Annotated in this window: 22 protein-coding genes; 8 read left to right on the top strand and 14 right to left on the bottom strand. The window is 73.1% G+C overall.

Annotation, left to right across the window (positions count from 1 at the left end; translation table 11 throughout):
- The first annotated feature begins 4 nt into the window (after positions 1 to 4).
- Positions 5 to 1,873, top strand: coding sequence for a polyprenyl diphosphate synthase (gene uppS / locus NI25_RS21305; protein WP_061443974.1), 1,869 nt, complete (start codon positions 5 to 7; stop codon positions 1,871 to 1,873).
- A gap of 40 nt (positions 1,874 to 1,913) precedes the next feature.
- Here uppS and NI25_RS21300 read toward each other — a convergent pair whose 3' ends face one another.
- From NI25_RS21300 to NI25_RS21270, 7 genes are all read right to left on the bottom strand, one after another.
- On the bottom strand, positions 1,914 to 2,171 hold the full coding sequence (locus tag NI25_RS21300) for a DUF3099 domain-containing protein (protein ID WP_061443973.1): 258 nt from the start codon (positions 2,169 to 2,171) through the stop codon (positions 1,914 to 1,916).
- Between the two features lie 132 nt (positions 2,172 to 2,303).
- Positions 2,304 to 2,591, bottom strand: coding sequence for a DUF1416 domain-containing protein (locus NI25_RS21295; protein ID WP_030187974.1), 288 nt, complete (start codon positions 2,589 to 2,591; stop codon positions 2,304 to 2,306).
- 55 nt (positions 2,592 to 2,646) lie between these two features.
- Complete coding sequence (locus NI25_RS21290; protein WP_061443972.1) at positions 2,647 to 3,492, bottom strand: sulfurtransferase; 846 nt, start codon at positions 3,490 to 3,492, stop codon at positions 2,647 to 2,649.
- A gap of 452 nt (positions 3,493 to 3,944) precedes the next feature.
- On the bottom strand, positions 3,945 to 4,682 hold the full coding sequence (locus tag NI25_RS21285; protein ID WP_061443971.1) for a DUF2993 domain-containing protein: 738 nt from the start codon (positions 4,680 to 4,682) through the stop codon (positions 3,945 to 3,947).
- Between the two features lie 153 nt (positions 4,683 to 4,835).
- Positions 4,836 to 6,056 carry a hypothetical protein gene (locus NI25_RS21280; protein WP_061443970.1) on the bottom strand — a complete coding sequence of 407 codons (1,221 nt, stop codon included), beginning with the start codon at positions 6,054 to 6,056 and terminating at the stop codon, positions 4,836 to 4,838.
- A gap of 3 nt (positions 6,057 to 6,059) precedes the next feature.
- Complete coding sequence (locus NI25_RS21275; RefSeq protein ID WP_030403605.1) at positions 6,060 to 6,314, bottom strand: MoaD/ThiS family protein; 255 nt, start codon at positions 6,312 to 6,314, stop codon at positions 6,060 to 6,062.
- A gap of 36 nt (positions 6,315 to 6,350) precedes the next feature.
- The gene (locus NI25_RS21270; protein WP_199560989.1) at positions 6,351 to 7,211 is read right to left on the bottom strand and encodes an alpha/beta hydrolase; all 861 of its coding nucleotides are present in this window, start codon (positions 7,209 to 7,211) and stop codon (positions 6,351 to 6,353) included.
- Between the two features lie 229 nt (positions 7,212 to 7,440).
- On the opposite strand from NI25_RS21270, the gene NI25_RS21265 reads away from it, so the two are divergent.
- The 5 genes from NI25_RS21265 to NI25_RS21245 all read left to right on the top strand — a co-directional run bounded on the left by NI25_RS21265 (position 7,441) and on the right by NI25_RS21245 (position 12,725).
- Positions 7,441 to 8,244 (top strand): winged helix-turn-helix transcriptional regulator, encoded by an 804-nt coding sequence (locus NI25_RS21265; RefSeq protein ID WP_061443968.1) that lies wholly within the window; start codon positions 7,441 to 7,443, stop codon positions 8,242 to 8,244.
- Between the two features lie 42 nt (positions 8,245 to 8,286).
- Positions 8,287 to 9,309, top strand: a complete 1,023-nt coding sequence (locus tag NI25_RS21260) for a LacI family DNA-binding transcriptional regulator (protein WP_107071787.1) — start codon at positions 8,287 to 8,289, stop codon at positions 9,307 to 9,309.
- A gap of 122 nt (positions 9,310 to 9,431) precedes the next feature.
- Positions 9,432 to 10,469 (top strand): S1C family serine protease, encoded by a 1,038-nt coding sequence (locus tag NI25_RS21255; protein WP_199560987.1) that lies wholly within the window; start codon positions 9,432 to 9,434, stop codon positions 10,467 to 10,469.
- A gap of 73 nt (positions 10,470 to 10,542) precedes the next feature.
- Positions 10,543 to 11,283 (top strand): response regulator transcription factor, encoded by a 741-nt coding sequence (locus NI25_RS21250; protein WP_061443965.1) that lies wholly within the window; start codon positions 10,543 to 10,545, stop codon positions 11,281 to 11,283.
- Complete coding sequence (locus NI25_RS21245) at positions 11,280 to 12,725, top strand: sensor histidine kinase (protein WP_061443964.1); 1,446 nt, start codon at positions 11,280 to 11,282, stop codon at positions 12,723 to 12,725. Before NI25_RS21250 ends, NI25_RS21245 begins: the two co-directional genes overlap by 4 nt.
- Here NI25_RS21245 and NI25_RS21240 read toward each other — a convergent pair.
- The gene (locus tag NI25_RS21240; protein WP_061443963.1) at positions 12,700 to 13,101 is read right to left on the bottom strand and encodes a RidA family protein; all 402 of its coding nucleotides are present in this window, start codon (positions 13,099 to 13,101) and stop codon (positions 12,700 to 12,702) included. The genes NI25_RS21245 and NI25_RS21240 overlap by 26 nt on opposite strands.
- 102 nt (positions 13,102 to 13,203) lie before the next feature.
- Between NI25_RS21240 and NI25_RS21235 the strand changes: the two genes are divergently transcribed.
- Positions 13,204 to 13,587: a winged helix-turn-helix transcriptional regulator gene (locus NI25_RS21235; RefSeq protein ID WP_061443962.1), complete on the top strand. Its 384-nt coding sequence runs from the start codon at positions 13,204 to 13,206 to the stop codon at positions 13,585 to 13,587.
- A gap of 183 nt (positions 13,588 to 13,770) precedes the next feature.
- On the opposite strand, the gene NI25_RS21230 is transcribed toward NI25_RS21235, so the two are convergent.
- Positions 13,771 to 15,609 (bottom strand): bifunctional metallophosphatase/5'-nucleotidase, encoded by a 1,839-nt coding sequence (locus NI25_RS21230; RefSeq protein ID WP_061443961.1) that lies wholly within the window; start codon positions 15,607 to 15,609, stop codon positions 13,771 to 13,773.
- Between the two features lie 184 nt (positions 15,610 to 15,793).
- Here NI25_RS21230 and mshD point away from each other — a divergent pair, with 184 nt between their 5' ends.
- Positions 15,794 to 16,723, top strand: a complete 930-nt coding sequence (gene mshD, locus NI25_RS21225; protein WP_061443960.1) for a mycothiol synthase — start codon at positions 15,794 to 15,796, stop codon at positions 16,721 to 16,723.
- 116 nt (positions 16,724 to 16,839) lie between these two features.
- On the opposite strand, the gene NI25_RS21220 is transcribed toward mshD, so the two are convergent.
- From NI25_RS21220 to NI25_RS21200, 5 genes are read right to left on the bottom strand one after another with little or no spacing between them, the layout of a single operon-like run.
- On the bottom strand, positions 16,840 to 17,526 hold the full coding sequence (locus NI25_RS21220) for a hypothetical protein (RefSeq protein ID WP_061443959.1): 687 nt from the start codon (positions 17,524 to 17,526) through the stop codon (positions 16,840 to 16,842).
- On the bottom strand, positions 17,514 to 19,034 hold the full coding sequence (locus NI25_RS21215; RefSeq protein ID WP_061443958.1) for a hypothetical protein: 1,521 nt from the start codon (positions 19,032 to 19,034) through the stop codon (positions 17,514 to 17,516). The genes NI25_RS21220 and NI25_RS21215 overlap by 13 nt, the downstream gene beginning before the upstream one ends.
- The gene (locus NI25_RS21210) at positions 19,031 to 19,891 is read right to left on the bottom strand and encodes an ABC transporter ATP-binding protein (protein WP_061443957.1); all 861 of its coding nucleotides are present in this window, start codon (positions 19,889 to 19,891) and stop codon (positions 19,031 to 19,033) included. The genes NI25_RS21215 and NI25_RS21210 overlap by 4 nt, the downstream gene beginning before the upstream one ends.
- Positions 19,892 to 19,946: 55 nt before the next feature.
- Positions 19,947 to 20,810 carry a hypothetical protein gene (locus tag NI25_RS21205; RefSeq protein WP_061443956.1) on the bottom strand — a complete coding sequence of 288 codons (864 nt, stop codon included), beginning with the start codon at positions 20,808 to 20,810 and terminating at the stop codon, positions 19,947 to 19,949.
- A complete protein-coding gene (locus NI25_RS21200; RefSeq protein ID WP_061443955.1) occupies positions 20,807 to 21,349 on the bottom strand; it encodes an RNA polymerase sigma factor in 543 nt (180 codons plus the stop codon). Before NI25_RS21200 ends, NI25_RS21205 begins: the two co-directional genes overlap by 4 nt.
- Positions 21,350 to 21,662: the final 313 nt, after the last annotated feature.

Genomic DNA, 21,662 nt, shown 5'->3' with positions numbered 1-21,662 from the left:
CGAGATGTCCACGACCCCGCGCTCCACCCCCGCCCCCCACGACGCCTCCGGGCCGACGCGGCCCCGCCCGGCGCCCGCCCGGGCGCTGACCGCCGAGGCCCCGGCCCTGCGGGCGGCGTACCGGGTGTGCCGCCGCACCACGCGCCGGGAGGACCCCGGCATCCACGCGCTCGTCCAGTTGATGCCTGCCGAACTGCGCCCGGCGTGCTGGGCGTTGTGGGCGGCCGCCAGTGTCCTCGACGACCTGGCGGACGTACCGGACGTGCCGGCGGCCGAGCGCGCGGCCCGGGTCGAGGCGTGGACGCAGGCGCTGCGGCACGACCAGGCGGTGGGCGCAGGCTCGGACCCGGTCCGGCGCGCCCTGGTGGACGCGGCGGACCGGTGGCGCCTGGACCTGGGCGGCCTGCGCGACGCCATGGTCCGCACACGGGAGGACGTGCACGGGCTGCGCCTCGACGACTGGGCCGCCTGGCGGGCCTGGTGCAACCGGGCCCTGGTGCCCTGGGTCGACCAGGTCCTCCACCTGTTCGACCGGGCCGGCGTGCCGGTGACGTTCCGGCTGGACCGGCAGGCCGACTACCAGCGCTTCGTCGACGGCGCCCAGCTCACCGACACCCTCACCGACCTGAGCACCGACCTCGCCCACGACCGCCTCCCGATCCCGCGGGAGGCCATGGACCGCTTCCCCGGCGCCGAGGAGGACCTGCTCGCGGGGCGGTGGAGCCCGGCCGTGGCGGCGCTGGTCGCGGACCTGACGGCACTGGCCCGGCGGCGGGTGGTCAGTCGGCCGCTGACCCGGGGCATGCACCCCGGGCCGGCCGTCGTCCTCGACACGGCCGCGGCGTTGTTGCGGACCCAGCTCGACGCCGTCGAGGCGGCGGGAGCCGCCGTGCTGAAGCGGGTTCCGCGCCCGTCGGTCGCGGCCCGCGCCCGGGTCCTGGTGCCCGCCCGCGTCCGATCCGCCCTGGCCTGGAGCCTGACCCCCCTGAACGCGCCCACCGCGCCGGGTCCCCGACGCCCGTCCGGCACGGCCGGCCTCCCCCGCCCGGCGGCGGACACCGGGCTGCGACCGCCGCCCCCGCACCCCGGCGGCGCCAAGCCCCCGCGGATCGCCGCCGACCGGATGCCCGCCCACGTGGCGGTCATCATGGACGGCAACGGCCGCTGGGCCGAGCAGCGCGGCCTGCCCCGCTCCGAAGGGCACCGCGCCGGCACCGCCGCCGCGCACGAGGTGGTCTACGGCGCCCTGGAGATCGGCCTGCGCCACCTCACGCTCTACACGCTCTCCACCGAGAACTGGAAACGCGGGAGGGAGGAGATCTCGGAGCTGATCGCCACCCTCCGCGGGGAGCTGGCCGAGAACTCCGTCCGCGACCTGGACGTGCACCAGCGCTGGGCCGGCAGCCCCGACCGGCTGCCCGAGGACCTCGTCCACTCGCTGAGGCTCGACGAGCACCGCACCCGCGACCGCACCGGGCTGACGCTCACCGTCTGCATCAACTACGGCGGCCGGGACGAGGTCGTGCGCACCGCCGCGGCGATCGCGCGGGCGGCCCGCGACGGCGACCTGGACCCCCACCAGCTCGGCGAGGACGACTTCGTCCGCCACCTGCCCCACCCCGGCATGCCGGACGTGGACCTGCTGTGGCGCACCGGCGGCGAACAGCGCACCTCCAACTTCCTGCCCTGGCACGCCGCCTACGCGGAGCTGTACTTCACCCCCGGCTACTGGCCCGACGTGGACCGGCGCGACCTGTGGGAAGCCATCACCGAGTACGGCCGGCGCCAACGCCGCCACGGCGCCGTCCCCGCCCCCCTCGCCTCCCCCGAGAACGTCCGGCCGTCCCCGGGCTCCCCCGGCCCCCGCCACTGACGCGCCGGGGGCCGGGCCCGGGAGGATCCGAACGGCACCCCTAGTGGCGCTTCTTGCCGTCCAGCTCGTCCCACCACTCGTCCGACTGGGCGTCACCGGACGGGTCGTCCCACCAGCGGTCGTCCGGGCCGCGCCGGTTGGCGACCACCGCGGCCACCGGGGGGATGAGCATCGCGAACACGCACAGGCCCACGGCCGCCGGGACGGACCAGATGCGCACGACTCCCCAGGCCAGGACGAAGAGCACGATGCAGGTGCCCATCATGGCGAAGTAGACGTGCCGCCGCCGTGCGTACATACCTCCAGCGTAGGCCCGGCGTCCCCGGTACGCCCCGGCATGCCGGAGGGGCCGCACCCCAGGCGTCCAACCCGGTGGGTGCGGCCCCTCCGCCGTTGCGCGCCGTACGTGCCATGCGCGCCGTGCCTGCCGTCAGACGGCGATCGCGACCTCCGCGAGGCCGCCCTGCTGGGCGACGACCGTGCGGTCGGCGGTGCCGCCCGGGACGAGCGCGCGTACGGTCCACGTGCCCTCGGCCGCGTAGAAGCGGAACTGGCCCGTCGCGGAGGTCGGGACCTCCGCGGTGAACTCGCCGGTGGCGTCCAGCAGACGGACGTAGCCCGTCACCGGCTCGCCGTCGCGGGTCACCTGACCCTGGATCGTGGTCTCACCGGGCTTGATCGTCGAGGCGTCGGGGCCGCCGGCCTTCGCTCCGCACATGTCGTTACTCCTGAGGTGTGTTGGGAAAGGTCGGCGGGTGCCGTACCCGTGTCGCTTACTTCGCGGCGCCGAGCTCGATCGGCACGCCGACGAGGGAGCCGTACTCGGTCCAGGAGCCGTCATAGTTCTTGACGTTCTCCACACCCAGCAGCTCGTGCAGGACGAACCAGGTCAGGGCCGAGCGCTCGCCGATGCGGCAGTAGGCGATGGTGTCCTTCGCCAGGTCGACCTGCTCGTCGGTGTAGAGCTGCTTCAGCTCCTCGTCCGACTTGAAGGTGCCGTCGTCGTTGGCGTTCTTCGACCACGGGATGTTGCGGGCGGACGGGACGTGGCCCGGACGCTGCGACTGCTCCTGCGGGAGGTGGGCCGGGGCGAGCAGCTTGCCGGAGAACTCGTCGGGCGAGCGGACGTCGACCAGGTTCTGGGTGCCGATCGCCTGAACCACGTCGTCACGGAAGGCGCGGATCGCGGTGTTCTGCGGCTTGGCCTTGTAGTCGGTGGTGGCGCGCTGGGGCACGTCGTCGCCGGCGACGAGCTCGCGGGCGTCCAGCTCCCACTTCTTGCGGCCGCCGTCGAGGAGCTTGACGGCGTCGTGACCGTACAGCTTGAAGTACCAGTAGGCGTAGGACGCGAACCAGTTGTTGTTGCCGCCGTAGAGGACCACGGTGTGGTCGTTGGAGATGCCCTTCTCCGACAGGAGCTTCTCGAAGCCCTCCTGGTCGACGAAGTCGCGGCGGACCGGGTCCTGGAGGTCCTGGGTCCAGTCGATCCGGATCGCGTTCTTGATGTGGTTCTTCTCGTAGGCGGACGTGTCCTCGTCCACCTCGACGATCGCGATGGTCGGGTCGTCCAGGTGGTCCTGCAGCCAGTCGGCGTCGACCAGGACGTCGCTGCGGCTCATGTTTTCTCCTCCGGGGCAGTTGGCGGCGGGGCGTGCGGTGCGAGGGTGTGCGCGCCCGGACCGGACGGCGGCGCGGCGCGCGGATGCCCGGGGCAGGCCGGGCGGGCGGGGGATGAGGGGGACACGGACGGCGACGTCGCCGTCCGCCTCAGAAGGTGCGACAGAGCATGGCGGCAACGCGGCACAGGTCCACTGCCCGCCGCTTCGTGAGATCCGCCTGTTGCTTCATAGGTCCCGATCGTAAGGATTGGGGGCGGGCCGTGTCACCGATGTGTCGCATCATGAGACGGGATCGTCCGGACAGTGGGACGCAAAGGCCCCGGCCCCTCACCCCGGACGGCCGAGGAGGCGGGGGTGGCGGTGCCGCATCTGCGGTACGGACGGCGTCGTCTCGCCAGTCGGACGCAGGGTCAGCGGTCCGTGCCACCGGCCGCCGGGGCGCCCCCTTGGCCCTACCCGGCCAGCTTGACGTCCGAACCCTTCACCGTGATCTCGACGCCGTCTGCCGCCGCCTCGACCTTGTCCAGGGTGATGCCGCCCGGCAGCTCGTCGATGGTCTGCTGGAAGTCGGTTATGGCCCGGATGCGGGACTCGGCGAACTGCCTGCCCCCTATCGTCGGCAGCCCGTCGGCGACCACCTCGACGTCGTCGTCCCTGACCTTGACGGAGCTGAGCACCTCGATCGGCTCGGGCACCTCGACACCGAGGATCGTGGCCTGGAGCGAGACCTTGATCTTCCCGTTGCCGCCGTCGGAGAGGCCGACGACCTTGGCCGAGATGCCGGGCGCGATCTCCGTGGGCTCGGACTTGGCGGCCTTCATCAGCTCGTCGTAGCCGACGGTCGCGGTGCCGGTGGCGCTGGCCGCCGTCGCGGAGCTGTAGTCGCCGGAGAACTCGACGCCCTTCATGTGTGCGCGCAGCTCGGCGATGCGGATCTTCTCGTCGCCGTTGCCCGTGGACGCCTGGTAGTCGTCGATGCCGACCTCCACGTCGTCCAGCGAACCGCCGGCGAGCTGGGTGAGGAAGGGGAAGCCGTTGATGGAGACGTCCGGCGTCGAGGGCAGGTTCTCGGTGCTGCGGAGCTTGTCCGCCGCCTCGTCCTCGGCGAAGTTGACGGCGACACGGTCGGCGATCACGAAGAGGCCGCCCAGGATCACGACGACGATCAACAGTATTCGCAGTGCGCGCATGCGGTGTTTCCCAACCCTGGGTGCTCGACGGCGGCGGACCCGACGACCGGCGGCCGTCCAGCGCGAGCGTAGCGCGGGCCGCGGGCACCGCCGGGCTTTGTCGAACACCTGTGACAGGGGGCGCCGACACCTGTGACGGTGCGCCGCCGGGGCTCAGGCCAGGGCCCGGCCCAGGACGTACACGGCCGGTGCCGCCGCCGCGAGGGGCAGGGCCACGCCCGCCGTGAAGTGGACGAAGCGGGAGGGGTAGTCGTACGCCGCGACCCGCAGGCCGATCAGCGCGCAGACCGCCGCGCCCGCGCCGAGCAGCGCACCCGACGCCCCGAAGTCCGTCATCGGACCGACCGCGATCCCCGCACCGGCCGCCGCGAGCAGCGCGACGACCACGGACGCCGGGGTCGGCAACGGCAGCGCACGGGCCACGGCGGCGACGGCCACTGCGATCCCGCCGACCGCCACCGCGTCCGCGTCGGCGGCCAGGTATCCGCCCGCGACGACGGCCAGGGCCGCCGCGGCGATCGTCGCCATCAGGCCGTACATCCGCTCGTCGGGGTCGGCGTGCGAGCGGAGCTGGAGGACGAGGGAGAGCAGCACCCACACCCCGAGCGTGCCGAGGATCGCCGCCGGGGAGCGGTCCGACACCAGCAGCGCCACGTCGGCGGCGAGCGCTCCCAGGAAGCCCAGCGCGATGCCCTGCCGGGCGGGCCACATGCCGTTCAGCCGGAACCAGCCCGCCGCGGTGACCGCCTGCAGGACGACGAGCGGGACGAGGAGGGCGTACGTGCCGAGCGCCGCCGCGCCGGACAGCAGCAGCCCGAGCAGCGCGGTGAGACCGGCCGGCTGCATGCCCGGGTCGATGATCGGCGAACGCCCCTCGGCCCGGGCCCGCTGCGCGTCGGTGATCCGGGTGTTCCCGGCGACGGTCGCCGGGCCGTAACCCGGCTCGTCGGAGGCGGAGGCGGGGGCGGAGGGGGAGGGGGAGGGAGAAGCGGAGGCCGGGGAAGGTGCGGACACGGGCGCGGGGGGCTCGTACTGCTGCGGCTGCGGCTGCGGCTGCGGCTGCTGCGCGTACGGCTGGGCCGCGGACTGATACGGCTGCGGCTGCGGCTGGGCGTACCCCTGCGGCGGGTACGGCTCAGGCTGTGGCTGGGCGTACGGCGGCAGGTACGCCGTCTCCTCCACGGAGACCGGCGGCTGCACCTGCGTCTCCCAGGTCTGCCCCTGCCACTGCTGCGTGTACTGGCCGGCGTTCGGGTCCGGCTGCTGCTCGCCGTAGCCCTGGTACGGCTGGTACGGCTGCTGCCCGGGCCACGCCTGCGCGTCGTATCCCTCGTACGGTTGCTGTCCGTACGGCTGATGCGGCTGGTCGGTCATCGCTCACCCTCCTGCGAACGGCGGGAGCACCTCGACCGTGCCGCCCTCGGCCAGCCGTACCGTCTCATGCCCGCGGGTGCCCACGGGGTCGCCGTCGACCAGGAACGAGCAGCGCAGCAGCACGCGCGTCAGTTCGCCGGGGTGGCGCTCGCGCACCGCGTCGAGCGCGTCGGCGAGCGTCGCCGCGTCGTACGGCTCCTCGGCCACCCCCGCCGCGGCCTTCGCGGCGGCCCAGTAGCGCACCGTGACCTTTGCCATCTCGTTCCTTAGTCGTCGGCGATGAACAAGCTCAGGCTAGCCCGCCGCCGCCACCGCCCAGTCGCCGATGCGGTGCAGCAGCGCCGCGTCCGAGGCGTTCTCGGCGTGGCCCATGCCGGGTTCCAGCCAGAGTTCGCCGTGGTCACCGGCCGCCTCGGCCAGCATCCGGGGGTGGTCGAGGGGGAAGTAGCCGTCCCGGTCGCCGTGCACGACGAGCAGCGGCGTCGGCGCGATCCGTCCGGCCGCCTCCACCGGCGACAGCGGCACCGGGTCCCAGTCGCGGTGGTGGATACGGGTGCGCAGTCCGTAGCGGCCCACCAGGCGCCCGGCGGGGCGCATCACCAGCCAGTGCAGCCGGCGCATGGGTGCCGTGCCCCGGTAGTACCAGCGGGCGGGGGAGCTGACCGACACCACGGCGTCCGTGCCGGCCTCCTCGTCGCCGGCGTACAGCGCGGCGTGCCGCAGGACCACCGAGCCGCCCATGGAGAAGCCGACGGTCACCACGCGTGCGTGCCCGAAGCCGCGCGCCCACGCGACCGCCGCGGCCAGGTCGAGCACCTCGCGGTCCCCGACCGTGGACCGTCCGCCGGAGGCTCCGTGTCCCCGGAAGGAGAACGTGACGACGGCACCGTGCCGCGCGAACGCCGCCGCGATCCGCCGTACGTGCGGCCGGTCGGCGTCCCCCGTGAACCCGTGCGCGACGACGAACACCAGGTCAGAGGGGTCGCGTCCGGTCGGTCCCGGCTCGTACACGGCATCGACGGCAACGCCGTCGGCCGTACGGAGGAAGGTGCGCGCGGGTGTGCGGCGCGGCGCTCCCCGGGGCGTCTCGGGATGCGGACGATTGTCTGGACGACGGGTGGAACGCGCCACATGACCCGCCGGTCGGTTGCTCATGTCGGCTATTCTGCTGGGCAGAGGACTCGGGCAACGTAGCCCCCGGGTCCTTTTGTGCTTTCGGGAGCGATGCCGGGCGGTCGTCGGGCGGTCGCCGGGCATTCACCTCCCGGACGCACCCGAGTAAGAAGCAGTGCCGCCACGTCCTCGCAGGGACCCAGGAGGAACCAGACGTTATGGGCGAGCGAACCGGGCACGACCGCAAACCGTCCCAGGCAGGTGGGGCTCGATGAGTTCTCTGCTGCTCCTGACCAACGCCCTCCAGCCGTCGACGGAGGTGCTCCCCGCCCTCGGCCTGCTGCTGCACAACGTACGCGTCGCCCCCGCCGAGGGCCCCGCGCTCGTCGACACCCCCGGCGCCGACGTCATCCTCGTCGACGGCCGCCGCGACCTCCCCCAGATCCGCAGCCTGTGCCAGCTGCTGCGCTCCACGGGCCTCAGCTGCCCCCTCGTCCTCATCGTCACCGAGGGCGGTCTCGCCGCCGTCACCGCCGACTGGGGCATCGACGACGTACTCCTCGACACCGCCGGCCCCGCCGAGGTCGAGGCGCGGCTGCGGCTGGCCACCGGCCGCCAGCAGCTCGGCGGCGACGACTCCCCCATGGAGATCCGCAACGGCGACCTGTCGGTGGACGAGGCGACGTACTCCGCGAAGCTCAAGGGCCGGGTCCTGGACCTGACCTTCAAGGAGTTCGAGCTGCTGAAGTACCTCGCCCAGCACCCGGGCCGCGTGTTCACCCGCGCCCAGCTGCTCCAGGAGGTGTGGGGCTACGACTACTTCGGCGGCACCCGCACGGTCGACGTGCACGTACGGCGGCTGCGCGCCAAGCTCGGCCCCGAGCACGAGTCGCTGATCGGCACCGTCCGCAACGTCGGCTACCGCTTCGTGACGCCGGAGAAGACCGACAAACCCGAGAAGGGCGAGAAGAGCGGGAGCAGCGGGAGCAGCGGGAAGAGCGAGCAGGCCGGGAAGCCCGAGAAGGCGGCCGCCGAGCAGACCGAGGCGGCGGACGCAAGGTCATCCAAGGTGTGATACGCCCTGCCCGGAGCGGATCCATCCGCGTAGACTCCGCGCGTGGCCAAGGTGACTCGGGACGATGTGGCGCGGCTGGCGGGGACTTCCACCGCCGTCGTCAGCTACGTCATCAACAACGGACCCCGGCCGGTCGCCCCGGCCACGCGCGAGCGTGTCCTCGCCGCGATCAAGGAACTGGGGTACCGCCCGGACCGGGTCGCCCAGGCGATGGCGTCGCGGCGCACGGACCTCATAGGGCTGATCGTGCCGGACGCGCGCCAGCCGTTCTTCGCGGAGATGGCGCACGCGGTCGAGTGGGCCGCCTCCGAGCGCGGGAAAATGGTCCTCGTCGGCAACAGCGACTACGTCGGCGAACGCGAGGTCCACTACCTGCGCGCCTTCCTCGGCATGCGCGTCTCCGGGCTGATCCTGGTCAGCCACGCCCTCAACGACCTGGCCGCCGCCGAGATCGACGCCTGGGACGCCCGGGTGGTCCTGCTGCACGAGCGCCCCGAGGCCATCGACGACGTCGCCGTCGTCACCGACGACCTGGGCGGTGCCCAGCTCGCCGTACGCCACCTGCTGGAGCACGGGTACGCGTACGTCGCCTGTATGGGCGGCACCGCCGAGACCCCGTCCGTCGGCGACCCGGTCTCCGACCACGTCGAGGGCTGGAAGCGCGCGATGAAGGAGGCCGGGCTCTCCACCGAGGGCCGGCTCTTCGAGGCGCCGTACAACCGCTACGACGCCTACCGCGTGGGACTCGAACTGCTCTCCGGACCGCAGCGCCCGCCCGCGATCTTCTGCTCCACCGACGACCAGGCGATCGGCCTGCTGCGCGCGGCCCGCGAGCTGCGCATCGACGTCCCCGGCGAGCTGGCGGTGGCCGGTTTCGACGACATCAAGGAGGCGGATCTCGCCGACCCGCCCCTGACCACGGTCGCCTCGGACCGCTCGGCGATGGCGCGGGCCGCGGTGGACCTGGTCCTCGACGACGGTCTGCGGGTGGCGGGCTCCCGGCGCGAGCGGCTGAAGGTGTTCCCGTCGCAGCTGGTGGTCCGCCAGTCCTGCGGCTGCGCTTAGCCTCCCTCCACGCCCCCCACACCCCCCGCGGCGGGCGCCTTTATATCGGGCATACGAGGTTCTGCCGGGCTTCTCAGACAGCGCTCAGGCCGCTCTCATCCGGGGGCGGGAAGCTCATGAACATGACCGAGAGCCTCCGCCCGAGCGGCGAGTACGAGCACGCGAACCCGTACCAGGGAACCCACCAGCACGCCTCCTCTCCCGTCAGCCCGGAGTGGCCGCCCCCGCCGGCGCAGCCGCCCGGGAACCACCCCGCGCAGCCCCTGCCCGAGCCGCCGCACGGCAAGCGCCCGGCCAGGCGGCGCGGCCCCGCCGCCCTGCTCGTCGCCGTGGCGATCGTCGCGGCCGCGGTCGGCGGCGGCACCGCGTTCGGTATCCAGGAGCTGACCGGCAGCGACACCGTCGCCTCCAGTTCCACCAGCACCAACGTGGTGCCCTCCAGCCAGAAGGGCACGGTCTCCGGCGTCGCGAAGGCGGTCAGCCCGAGCATCGTCGAGATCAACGCCACCTCGAACGCCGGCTCCTCCACCGGCTCCGGCGTGATCATCACCGACGACGGCGAGATCGTCACCAACAACCACGTCGTCGCCGGCGCCTCGTCCGTCAAGGTGACGACGAACGACGGCAAGCAGTACACCGCCGAGGTCGTCGGCACCGACAGCAAGAAGGACCTCGCGCTGATCAAGCTGGAGAACGCCTCCGGCCTCAAGGCCGCCACCCTCGGCGACTCCGACTCCCTCGCGGTCGGCCAGCAGGTCGTGGCGATCGGCTCCCCGGAGGGCCTGACCGGCACCGTGACCAGCGGCATCGTCTCCGCGCTCGACCGCGACGTGACCGTCTCGACGGACGAGGGCCAGCAGCAACAGCAGCAGCGGCAGGGCGGCCAGTGGCCGTTCGAGTTCGGCGGGCAGCAGTTCAACGGCGACACCGGCTCGTCCACGACGACGTACAAGGCGATCCAGACCGACGCGTCCCTCAACCCGGGCAACTCCGGCGGCGCCCTGATCGACATGAACGGCAACATCATCGGCATCAACTCCGCGATGTACTCGGCGGCCGAGTCCTCCGCGAGCGCGGGCAGCGTGGGCCTGGGCTTCGCCATCCCGATCAACACGGTGAAGGCGGACCTGCCCGAGCTGCGGGCGGGTGCGAGCAACTGACCGGGGGCGAGAACGTGCGACGCTGAAGGCGTTGGCAGCTCCCGTACCCACCGCATCCGAGGATCCCGAGACCATGAGCCCCGCAGACGGCGACCGTGACCGTGAGACCCAGCGCATCCTGATCGTCGACGACGAGCCGGCGGTCCGCGAGGCCCTCCAGCGCAGCCTCGCCTTCGAGGGCTACGGCACCGAGGTCGCCGTCGACGGCGCCGACGCGCTGGAGAAGGCCGCCGCGTACCGTCCCGACCTCGTCGTCCTGGACATCCAGATGCCCCGCATGGACGGCCTGACCGCCGCCCGCCGCATCCGCGGCGCGGGCGACCTCACCCCGATCCTGATGCTGACGGCCCGCGACACGGTCGGGGACCGGGTGACCGGCCTGGACGCGGGGGCCGACGACTACCTGGTCAAGCCCTTCGAGCTGGACGAACTCTTCGCCCGCATCCGCGCGCTGCTGCGCCGCAGCTCCTACGCGGCGGCGGTGGAGGCCACCGCCGACGACGAGGACACCCTCGCCTTCGCCGACCTGACCATGGACCTGGCCACACGCGAGGTCACGCGGGCCGGGCGCCCGGTCGAGCTGACCCGCACCGAGTTCACCCTGCTGGAGATGTTCATGGCGCACCCGCGCCAGGTCCTCACCCGGGAGCAGATCCTGAAGGCCGTCTGGGGCTTCGACTTCGAACCGTCCTCGAACTCCCTCGACGTGTACGTCATGTACCTGCGCCGCAAGACCGAGGCGGGCGGCGAGCCGCGCCTCGTGCACACCGTCCGCGGCGTCGGCTACGTCCTGCGGCAGGGCGGCGCCGAGTGACCTCCCTCGCCCGCCGGGTCCGCGCCCTGCCCATCCGGGCGCGGCTGTCGCTGCTGGTGGCGGCGGCGGTGGCGTTCGCGGTGGCGGCGGCGGCGGTCGCGTGCTGGTTCGTGGTCAAGAGCGTGCTGGTCAGCTCGCTGGACGAGGCGCTCAAGGCGAATCGCATGGACCGGAACCAGGTGAGCCAGTACCTCAACCTGCGCACCGGCCTGTGTGCCCACGACCCCGTCACACACGAACAGAACCCCTTCGGCTCGTCCGTGCAGCTCGTGGACCGGCAGGGCGGAAGCTGCCTCATCATCGGCACGGAGGAGGTCCCGCTCACCGACGCCGACCACGCCGTGGCCGAGGGCACGTCCTCCGACGCGCTGCACGACGCCACCGGGTCCGACGGCGCCCAGTACCGCGTCTTCACCTACACCGTGCCCGATCTGAGCGGCGTGGCCGTCTCCGCCGCCCGCCCGCTGAACGAGGTGAACAGCTCCCTGAGCAACCTCGCTCTCGTCCTCGTGGTCGTCGCCGGTGTGGGTGTCCTCGGCGCCGGCGTCGCCGGGCTGTGGGTCGCGCGCACCGGCCTGCGTCCCGTCGACGAACTCACCCGGGCCGTCGAACACGTCGCCCGCACCGAGGACCTCACCGTCCGCATCCCGGTCGAGGACGACAGCGACGACGAGATCGCCCGCCTCTCCCGGTCCTTCAACAGCATGACCTCGTCCCTGGCCAGCTCCCGCGACCTGCAACAGCAGCTGATCGCCGACGCCGGCCACGAACTGCGCACCCCCCTCACCTCCCTGCGCACCAACATCGAGCTGCTCACCCGCAGTGAGGAGACCGGCCGCCCGATCCCGGAGGCCGACCGCAAGGCGCTCCTCGCCTCGGTCAAGGCCCAGATGACGGAGCTGGCGGCACTCATCGGCGACCTCCAGGAACTCTCCCGCCCCGACACCGGCCAGCACGAGGGCCGCACCCGCATCCTCGCCTGGCAGGACGTCGTCGAGTCGGCCCTGCGCCGGGCCCGGCTGCGCGGCCCGGAGCTGACGATCAACGCGGACGTACACCCCTGGTACGTACGGGCGGAACCGGCCGCGCTGGAACGCGCGGTGGTGAACATCCTGGACAACGCGGTGAAGTTCAGCCCGGACGGCGGCACGATCGACGTACGCCTCGCCGACGGCGTCCTCACCGTCCGCGATCACGGCCCCGGCATCCCCGCCGACGAACTCCCCCACGTCTTCGACCGCTTCTGGCGCTCCCCGAGCGCCCGCGCGCTGCCCGGCTCGGGTCTGGGCCTGTCGATCGTGGCGCGGACGGTGCAGCAGGCGGGCGGCCAGGTGACCCTGGAACCGGCCGACGGCGACGGTACGACCGCCACCGTCCGGCTGCCCGGGGCACCGGTGCCGCCGCCGGACGGGGACGTCAGGCAGGCAGCCTCGCATCGATGACGAAGGCGATCTCGACCATCTGACCGGGCAGGGTCAGCTCCGTCACGCCGAGGACCGTGCTCGCCGGGCGGTGCCCGCCGAAGTACGCCAGGTTGCCCCGCGCCGCAGCGGCGGCGTGGTGGCGCAGGTCCACGACGTACAGGGTCTGCGACACGATCTGGTTGCGGGTGGCTCCGTAGTGGTCCAGGACCCGGTCCATGTTGGCGTGGGTGCGCCGGAGCTGGGCCTCGAAGTCGTGCTCGTCGCGGAACTCACCCGCTTCGTCGAACGCGAGCTGCCCGGAGACATGGACCAGCTCGCCCGACCTGATCGCCTGGGAGTAGCCGAAGTCGTCCTCGGCCGGCACGTCGTAGCGGAAGACATCGTGGGTGGTCATGGTGCTCGCCCTTTCCGATCCACTCTCTTGTGGTTACTCGGGAACTGTAGGAGAGTGGCGACTGACCTGGAAGAACGCACTTTTCGGTGACTGAGGAACCTGATGGTGACCAAACAGCAGCTCAACGGCCTGCCCGAGGACGCGGACCTGCGACGCGCGGACTCCCTGGCACGGGAGATCTTCTCGGACGTCGCCAACAAGTGGGCGCTCCTGATCATCGAGGCCCTCGGTGAGCGCACCCTGCGCTTCAGCGAGGTGCGCGGGGAGGTCGAGGGCATCAGCCACAAGATGCTCACCCAGAACCTGCGCATGCTGGAGCGCAACGGCCTGGTCGACCGCACGGTGCACCCGACGGTGCCGCCGAAGGTCGAGTACACCCTCACCGAGCCGGGCCGCGCCCTGCGCGCCACGGTCGACGCGATCTGCGAGTGGACCCAGCGGAACCTCGGTCACATCGAGGGGGCGCGGGAGCGTTTCGACGGCTGAGCGGCGTCGGTGGCAGCCCGGCTTGCCGGGGGCATCGATGTCGACGGTGGGGAAGCCCGGCGGGTAGAGGTCCTCCTCGCCCGTCAGGACGATCGACCTGGTGGGACGGACGAAGCTGAAGAGGGGCCCCGTGTACGCACCATGCGGACACCGGGCCCCGTCTCGGATGCGGCGGGCAGACGCCTACTGCACGACCGTGATCCGGTCCGCCGCCGGCGGTGCGATCGGGTCGGTGGCCGAGGAGTTGGCCGTGAGGTACTGCTCGAAGGCCGCCAGGTCGTCCGCGCCGACGAGTTCGTTCGTGCCCTCGCCCAGCGTGGTGAAGCCGTCGCCGCCGCCCGCGAGGAAGCTGTTGGACGCGACGCGGTAGGTGGCGGCCGGGTCGATCGGGGCGCCGTTCAGGCGGATGGAGTCCGTGACGACGCGGTCCGCGCCCGACTTGGTCAGGTCCAGGGTGTAGGTGAGGCCGGACGAGATCTGGAGGATCTTCGGGGACGCCTCGTTCGGGCCGCTGACCTGCTCCTTGAGGACCTGGATCAGTTGGGCACCCGTGTAGTCCTTGAGGTTCACCGTGTTGGCGAAGGGCTGGACCGTGAAGCCCTCTGCGTACGTGACGACACCGTCGCCCTCGGCGCCCGAGGCCGCGTAGGTCAGCGGGGCACGGATGCCGCCCGGGTTCATCAGGGCCAGGTCGGTCTCCGGGTCCTGCGTCTTGCCGTACGCGAACTGCGCGTCGGCGATCAGGTCGCCCAGCGGGGACTCGGTGCCGTTCCGGTCGATGTCGGCGGAGACGTAGCCGATGGGGCGGTTGCCGATCGGGGCGGCGAGGGTGCTCCACTTGTCGATCAGGCGGGTCATGTCCGGCGCCTTGGGAACGTCGCGCGTCACCACGTGGTTCGCCGACTTCACCGACGTACGGGCGATGTCACCCGTCGCGCGGTCGTACGTCAGCGTGGTGTCCGTGTACAGGCGGCCGAAGGACGAGGCCGACGTGACCATGCGCGGGTTGCCCGCCGGGTCGGGGATCGTGCAGACGTACGCGTTGTGGGTGTGGCCGGTGACCAGCGCGTCGACCTGCGGGGTGATGTTCTTGGCGATGTCGACGATCGGACCCGAGATGCCGTCGCCCGCGCCCGGGGAGTCGCAGTCGTAGTTGTAGGAGGACGAGGCCGGGAAGCCGCCCTCGTGGATGAGCGCGACGATCGACTTCACGCCCTGGCGCTGCAGCTCCTTGGCGTACTTGTTGATCGTCTCGACCTCGTCCTTGAACTTCAGGCCCTTCACGCCCTCGGCCGAGACGATGTCCGGAGTGCCCTCCAGGGTGACGCCGATGAAGCCGACCTTGACGCCCCGCTGCTTCCACACCCAGTAGGGCTTGAGGATGGGCTTCCCCGTCTTCTCGTCCAGGACGTTCGCCGCCAGGTACGGGAAGTCGGCGCCCTTGAACTCCTTGTCCGTGTAGCAGCCCTCGGTGGGGTGGCAGCCGCCGTTCTGGAGGCGGGCCAGTTCCTTGGCGCCCTCGTCGAACTCGTGGTTGCCGACGCTCGTCACGTCCAGGTCGAGCTTGTTCAGCGCCTCGATCGTCGGCTCGTCGTGGAAGAGGCCGGACAGGAGGGGGGACGCGCCGACCATGTCGCCGCCCGCGGCGGTGATGGAGTAGCGGTTGCCCTTGCGGGCCTCGCGCAGGTGGGTGGCGAGGTACTCGATGCCGCCCGCGTCGATCGTCTTCGTCGTGCCGTCCGGCTGGTGCTCCGTGACCCGGCCGGAGGAACCGGCGGGCGGCTCCAGGTTGCCGTGCAGGTCGTTGAAGGAGAGGAGCTGGACGTCCTGATAGCGGCCGTGGCCATGACCGTGGCCCTTGCCATGGCCGCCGTGGTCCCGGGCGCCTCCGCCCGTGCTCGCCGAGGCCGGCAGGGCCGCCGCGGCGAGCGCCCCGGCGGTGACGACGGTGGCTGCTGCGACGAGGAGCCGGCTCGTACGGCGTCTGCGACGCGGCTGGTGCGACTGTGCTGTGGCTGGCATGCGCCCCCCTGTGGGTGTGCGTGGCGCGAGCCGCTGAGGAGACGGCTCGTCGGCGCAGCAGCCTAGAGTCAACGCGCGTAGCGCGACAGGGGCTTCCGGGTTACGACCTGGTTTAACTTCACCCCCTTCCTCCTCCTCGCCCACTGCCGCCCCTCCGCCCCGCCCGCCCCTTACTCTCGTATGCATGACCAGCGACGACACTGTGCGGCCCGGCCGCCCCCGCTCGATCGAGACCCTCGCCGAACTCACGCCGGAGCAGACCGACGCCGTCCTCGCCCTGCTCACCGAGGCGGCCCGGAACGACGGACAGCACGCCGTGTCCGAGCAGGGCCGGCTGCAGCTGCGCGGGCCCGCGCGGGAGGGCGTCGCGCACCTCCTGCTCACCGTCGGCGACGGTGAACTCGTCGGCTACGCCCAGCTGGAGGGCACCGACCCGGTCGAGCCGCCGGCCGCCGAACTGGTCGTCCACCCCTCGCACCGGGGGCAGGGCCACGGGCGGGCCCTGGGCTCCGCCCTGCTCGCCGCCTCCGGCAAGCGGTTGCGCATCTGGGCGCACGGCGGTCACTCCGCCGCCCGGCATCTCGCGCAGGTGCTCGGGCTCTCCCTCTTCCGCGAGCTGCGGCAGATGCGGCGCCCGTTGGCCGGTCTGGAGCTGCCGGAGCCGCGCCTGCCCGAGGGCGTGAGCGTGCGCACCTTCGTGCCCGGGCGGGACGACGCGGCCTGGCTCGCCGTGAACGCCGCCGCCTTCGCCCACCACCCCGAACAGGGCTCGCTCACCCAGCGGGACCTCGACGACCGGAAGGCCGAGCCGTGGTTCGACCCGGCCGGCTTCTTCCTCGCCGAGCGGGACGGCGAGCTGATCGGCTTCCACTGGACCAAGGTGCACGCGGAGGAGGGGCTCGGCGAGGTGTACGTCCTCGGCATCCGCCCCGACACCCAGGGCGGCGGCCTGGGCAAGGCCCTCACCACGATCGGCCTGCGGCACCTGGAGGGGCAGGGCCTGCCCACCGCGATGCTGTACGTCGACGCCGACAACAAGGCCGCGGTGTCGGTCTACGAGCGCCTCGGTTTCACGACTCACGAGACGGACCTGATGTACCGCACGGAGACGTGAGCCACCGGCGGGCCGACGGGAAGCGGTCACCGACCGTCCGGCCGTACCGGAAGCGGTCACCGGCCGTCCGGCCGTATGGGGAGCGGTCACCGGCCGTCCGGCCGTATGGGGAGCGGTCACCGACCGTCGGGCCGTACGAGGGGCTGTCGCCGACCGCGTCTGCGTCGCAACGGCTCCGTCCCGCACCCCGCCCCCACTGCGCCCACCGCCGCCGCCAGCACCGCCCACCGCTCGTGCCCGGCCGACCAGCGCGGGTCCTCGGCCTGGACGAACAGCGCCCAGTCCTCCGGAGCGAGCAGCGGCGCGATGACGGCTATGAGCAGCAGGGCAGCCGCGACGAACGGACCCGGACGGGCCTCGTCCGTCAGCCGTACGGCCAGGGCCGCGGCGGCGAGGGCGAAGGCGCCCACCGTCACCGCCTCCAGGGTGACCCCGCCGGCCGGGGGCCGGGACGCCGAGGGGGTCAGGAGCAGTACGGCCGTCCACCACAGCGCGGCGAGCGGCGCGACCAGGGCCACCCGCAGCGCCTGCCGGACGAGCCTCGGCGTCGGCACGGGCGCGGTGAGGTGGCGGGCCGGGTCGTCCAGCAGGAAGGCCAGGCCAAGCGCGCCGGTCAGGGCGGCGCCCCGCAGCAGTAACAACGTCTGCCAGGGGGCCGGTTCGGCGCCGGTCGCGGCCGGGGTGGCGGCGACCAGCAGGCCGAGGGCGCCCGCCGCGGCCAGGGCCCGCCAGGGGAGCGTGCGCCACAGTGGGCCGACCAGGTCCACCGTCAGCGATCCCCGGGACGCCGTCAGTCCTCGCACGAGTCCGCCTTCTTCGGGCCGGGCACGCCGAGGAGTTCGGCGACGCGGGCGGTCGTGACACCCGGTGCGGTCAGTTCGGCCCAGTGCTTCTTGACCCGGGCCCCGGTCCCGGCGGGCGGGTTCTCCAGCAGACGGCGTACGACGTCCGTCTGGCCCTCGGTCATGGACAGCGGGTCGGTGGGCGACAGGACGATCGCGGAGCCCGTCACGCTGTCGTCGAGGCGGACCCGGCGCAGGGCGTCCATCGGGTCGTCCTGCCAGCTCAGGGAGAGCCACATGACGGTGACCATCCGCCCGTCGCACAGCTCGCTGCCGGCCGCCTCCGTGCCCGCGACGAGGACGGCGGCGACCGCGCTGGAGAACTCGGGGACCCGGTTGCCGCCCCAGGCGGTGCCCACGGTGACCCGGTGCGGTTCGGTCGACGCGGGGATCGAGGCGTCGGTGCCCGGCCCGTAGCGGGCGTCGATCCGCTGCCGTACGACGAGTGGCCGGTCGTGCGCGGAGCCGCCGGCCACGGCCTGGACCCGGTCCACGACCTCGGCCCAGGCGCCGGTGCGGGGCGCCCACTCGGGGAGGGCGCAGTACGTCGAACCGCCGTGCTCGGCGCAGGTGAGGTCGGGGTCCGTCGAGGCGTGCTCGCGGGCCGCGGTCAGCTCCGGCGACGGCGTCACACCCCGGGCCTGGAGCACCCCGCCGGTCACCGCGGCGGCGAGGCTCAGGGCGAGGCCGGCCCGGACGAACGCGCCGCGCCCGCCGGCGACGGCCATGGCGAGGAAGGCGATGCACAGGGCCGCGCCCGCCAGGTACAGGGCGTGCCAGGCGGCGGGGCGTCCCAGCAGGTCGGAGGGCAGGGAGTCGGGGCCGATCACGGGTACGGCCGGTGCCAGCCAGGACAGCCCGCTCGCCTCGCTCGGCCCGGTCCCGAGGACGAACACGAACAGCAGCACGACCACCAGCAGGGGTGCGGCGAAGGCCGACATCGTCAGGCGGCCGAGCAGCACCCCGAGCGTCCCGAACGCCAGCACCGTCAGCGGCCCCACGGCCAGCTCGGCCGGCGAACCGTGTCCGACCGCACCCGGCTTGAGCGCCTCCCAGCCGAACTGCCCCGCCACGCAGACGGCGGTGAGCAGGGCGGCCGGTACGACGGACAGCGCGTGGGCGGCCGTACGGCGCCAGGGCTGCAGGACCAGCGTCGCGAAGTGGGGCTCGGTGCCGTGCCGTTCGGAGCGCACCACCGCGCGGGCGGCGCACAGCAGAACGGCGAGGCCGACGAGCATCGGCATGGACTGGGTGGCGCGGTCGGCGTCCTGGAGGACGGGGTTGCCGTCCCAGGAGTCCCGCGTACGCCAGACGATCCAGGCGACGTAGGCCACGAAGGCGATGACGACGGGGATGCTCAGCAGCAGCCTGCGGGCCTCGAACCGGGCGAGGGCGAGCACGGCCCGCGCTCCGCGGTCGTGGAGCGGTGTCTGCACGGGCGCGGACTCCTCCACCGCTACGGCGCTCACGCGGCCACCTCCGTGCCGGCGTCGTCCAGGACGAGCAGGTAGCCGTCCTCCAGGGTGGGGGCGGCGGGCTCGGCTCCCGGGGGCGGGTCGCCCACGTTCCGGAAGGAGCCGGTGCCGGTGCGCCACCCGGCCTTGGCGCCGGGGTCCTTCTCCGTGCTGCTCCACACCCTTCCGGCGGCCCGCGCGGTCAGCTCGGCCGGGGTCCCGTCGAAGCGCACCGCGCCGGCCGCCATGACGATCACCCGGTGGCAGAGCATCGCCACGTCCTCGGTCTGGTGGGTGGACAGGAGCACGGTCCGCCCCTCCCCCGCCTCGGCGATCAGCTCCCTGAACCGCATCCGCTGCTCGGGGTCGAGACCGACGGTCGGCTCGTCGAGCACCAGGAACCCCGGGTCGCCCACCAGCGCGGCGGCCAGCGCGACCCGCTGCCGCATGCCGCCGGACAGCTTCTTGATCCGGCGTCCGCGCACGTCCCCGAGGTCGACCTCCTCCAGGACCCGCCGGACCTCGCGGTGCCGTTCCCGACGGTCCGCCAGTTCCTTGAGGATCGCCACGTAGTCGACGAACTCGAAGGCGGTGAAGTCCGGGTGGAAACCGGGCGTCTGCGGCAGATACCCGAGCCGCCGCCGCACCTCCTGGCGGCCGCGCGAGGTCCCGGGGTCGTGCCCGAGCACGGTGAAGGCACCCCGGTCGGCGGGGACGGCAGTGGCGAGCACGCGCAGCAGCGTGGTCTTCCCCGCGCCATTGGGCCCGAGCAGACCGGTGACGCCCGGGGTGAGCCGCAGCGACACGTCGTCGAGGGCGCGGGTGCGCCCGTAGTGCAGGCTCAGCCCGGAGGCGGAGACGGTGGGGGTCATACGGCACTCCCGTACGTGAAGGGAATCAGGAAGAAGAAGGAGGGGTCGGCGAAGCTCACGCGGGGCCGCGCGCGAAGACGTCGAACCGGTCGCGGAACAGGAAGAGCAGCCCGGCGCCCAGCGCCGCCACGAGCCCGGAGACGCCCTGCCCGGCCGCGGTGAACGGCGCGAGCGTGCCCTCCCCGCCCCCGCGCGCCGCGTCGGCGGCCAGCAGCACGAGGGCCCAGGCGACCACGAGCACGGAGGGCGCGGTCACCGGCCCCAGCCGGGGGGCCAGCGCGAGCCCGGTCGTGGCGAGGGCGAGCCCGGGCAGCAGCCAGGCCAGGGCGGCCGGCCCGAACCCGGGCAGCGCGAGGCTGGCCAGGCCGCCCACCCCGAGCGCCACGACGAGCACGGCGACCGCGCGGATCATCAGCAGCCGGAAGCCGTGCATCGGCGAGACGACGGCCATCTCGTGCGTCGGGTCGAGCGCGGGCCCGTAGGCGAGCGCCACCGAGACCAGCGGCAGCAGCGGGGCGCAGGCCAGGAACAGTGTGGGCCGGTCGGCGGCGCCGGCCGCGACGGCCACGAGGAAGGTCACGAGCAGCACGGCGGCGAGCGCGCCGAACCAGGACCGGCGCAGGACGGGGGTGGCCGCGAGCAGCCGCGCCGTGCCGTCGCCCACGCCGCACCGCACGAGCAGTCGCTCGAACCGGCCCGGCCGGGGGGCGTCCAGCTCGGCGTCAAGCCGTTCCCAGCCGGCGTCCAGCGCCGCGGTGTCGCTCACCGCGGCGAGGGTGCCCCGGCAGGTGGCGCAGGCGGTCAGGTGGGCGTCGGCGGACCAGAGCGCGGGCGCCGCCAACTCACCCCGGGCATAGGCCCGCAGGTCGTCCTCGTCCACATGCCAGGCGTCTCCGCGTCGGCTGTCCTCGATCGTCATGCCAGCGCCTCCCGCAGCTGCCGGCGGGCCCGCATCGCCCGCGTCTTGACCGTGCCCGGCGGGATGCCGAGCAGGACGGCCGCCTCACGGGTGGTCAGCCCGTCGACGACGGTGGCCTGGAGCACCGCGCGCAGCTCCGGCGAGAGCCTTATGAGCGCGCCGGCGAGGTCCCCGTGCTCGACCCCGGCGAGGACGCGCTCCTCCGCCGAGACCTCGTCCCGGTGCCGCAGGCGGGCCAGCGCCTGCCGCAGCCGCCCGCGCGCGCCGTCGCCGCGCAGCACGTCGATCAGCCGCCGCGAACCGATCCGCCACAGCCACCCGGCCACGTCCCCGTCCTCCCGATAGCGGGCGCTGCCGCGCCACACCGCGAGGAAGGTCTCCTGCACCACGTCGTCGACCACGGCGGGGTCGGCGCAGCGGCCGCGCATCCGGGCGGTCAGCCAGGGCGCGTACCGGCGGTACAGCTCCTCGAAGGCGCGCCGGTCGGCATCCGCCGCGACGGCCCGCAGCAGCTCCCCGTCGCTTCTCGTTTCGCTCACATCTCCTCATCGCACGGGCCCGCCCGATCGGTTCACACGATCTCAGGGGAGTTCGCCGGATGCCGCGGAGGCCCGATCGGAGGCGCGTATCGGAGCCCGTGTCGAGGCGGCTGTCGAGGCAGGTGTCGAGCCGCGTGTCGAAGCGAGTATCGGGGCGGGTACCGGAGGCCCGTAGCTATCCCGCACGTCATGTCCCCGTAACCATTGATTCAGACAGCCTTGCGAGGCTCACCGAATGAAGCCGACCGAGCCGCAGCCTTCCGGGCCCTTCAGGTCCTCCGGGCCTTCCGTGCCTTCCGACGCGCCTGACCGG

This window comes from Streptomyces sp. CCM_MD2014, from assembly GCF_000772045.1.
In the GTDB taxonomy this organism is placed as follows: domain Bacteria; phylum Actinomycetota; class Actinomycetes; order Streptomycetales; family Streptomycetaceae; genus Streptomyces; species Streptomyces salinarius.
This window is presented reverse-complemented; position numbering and strand designations above follow the sequence as displayed.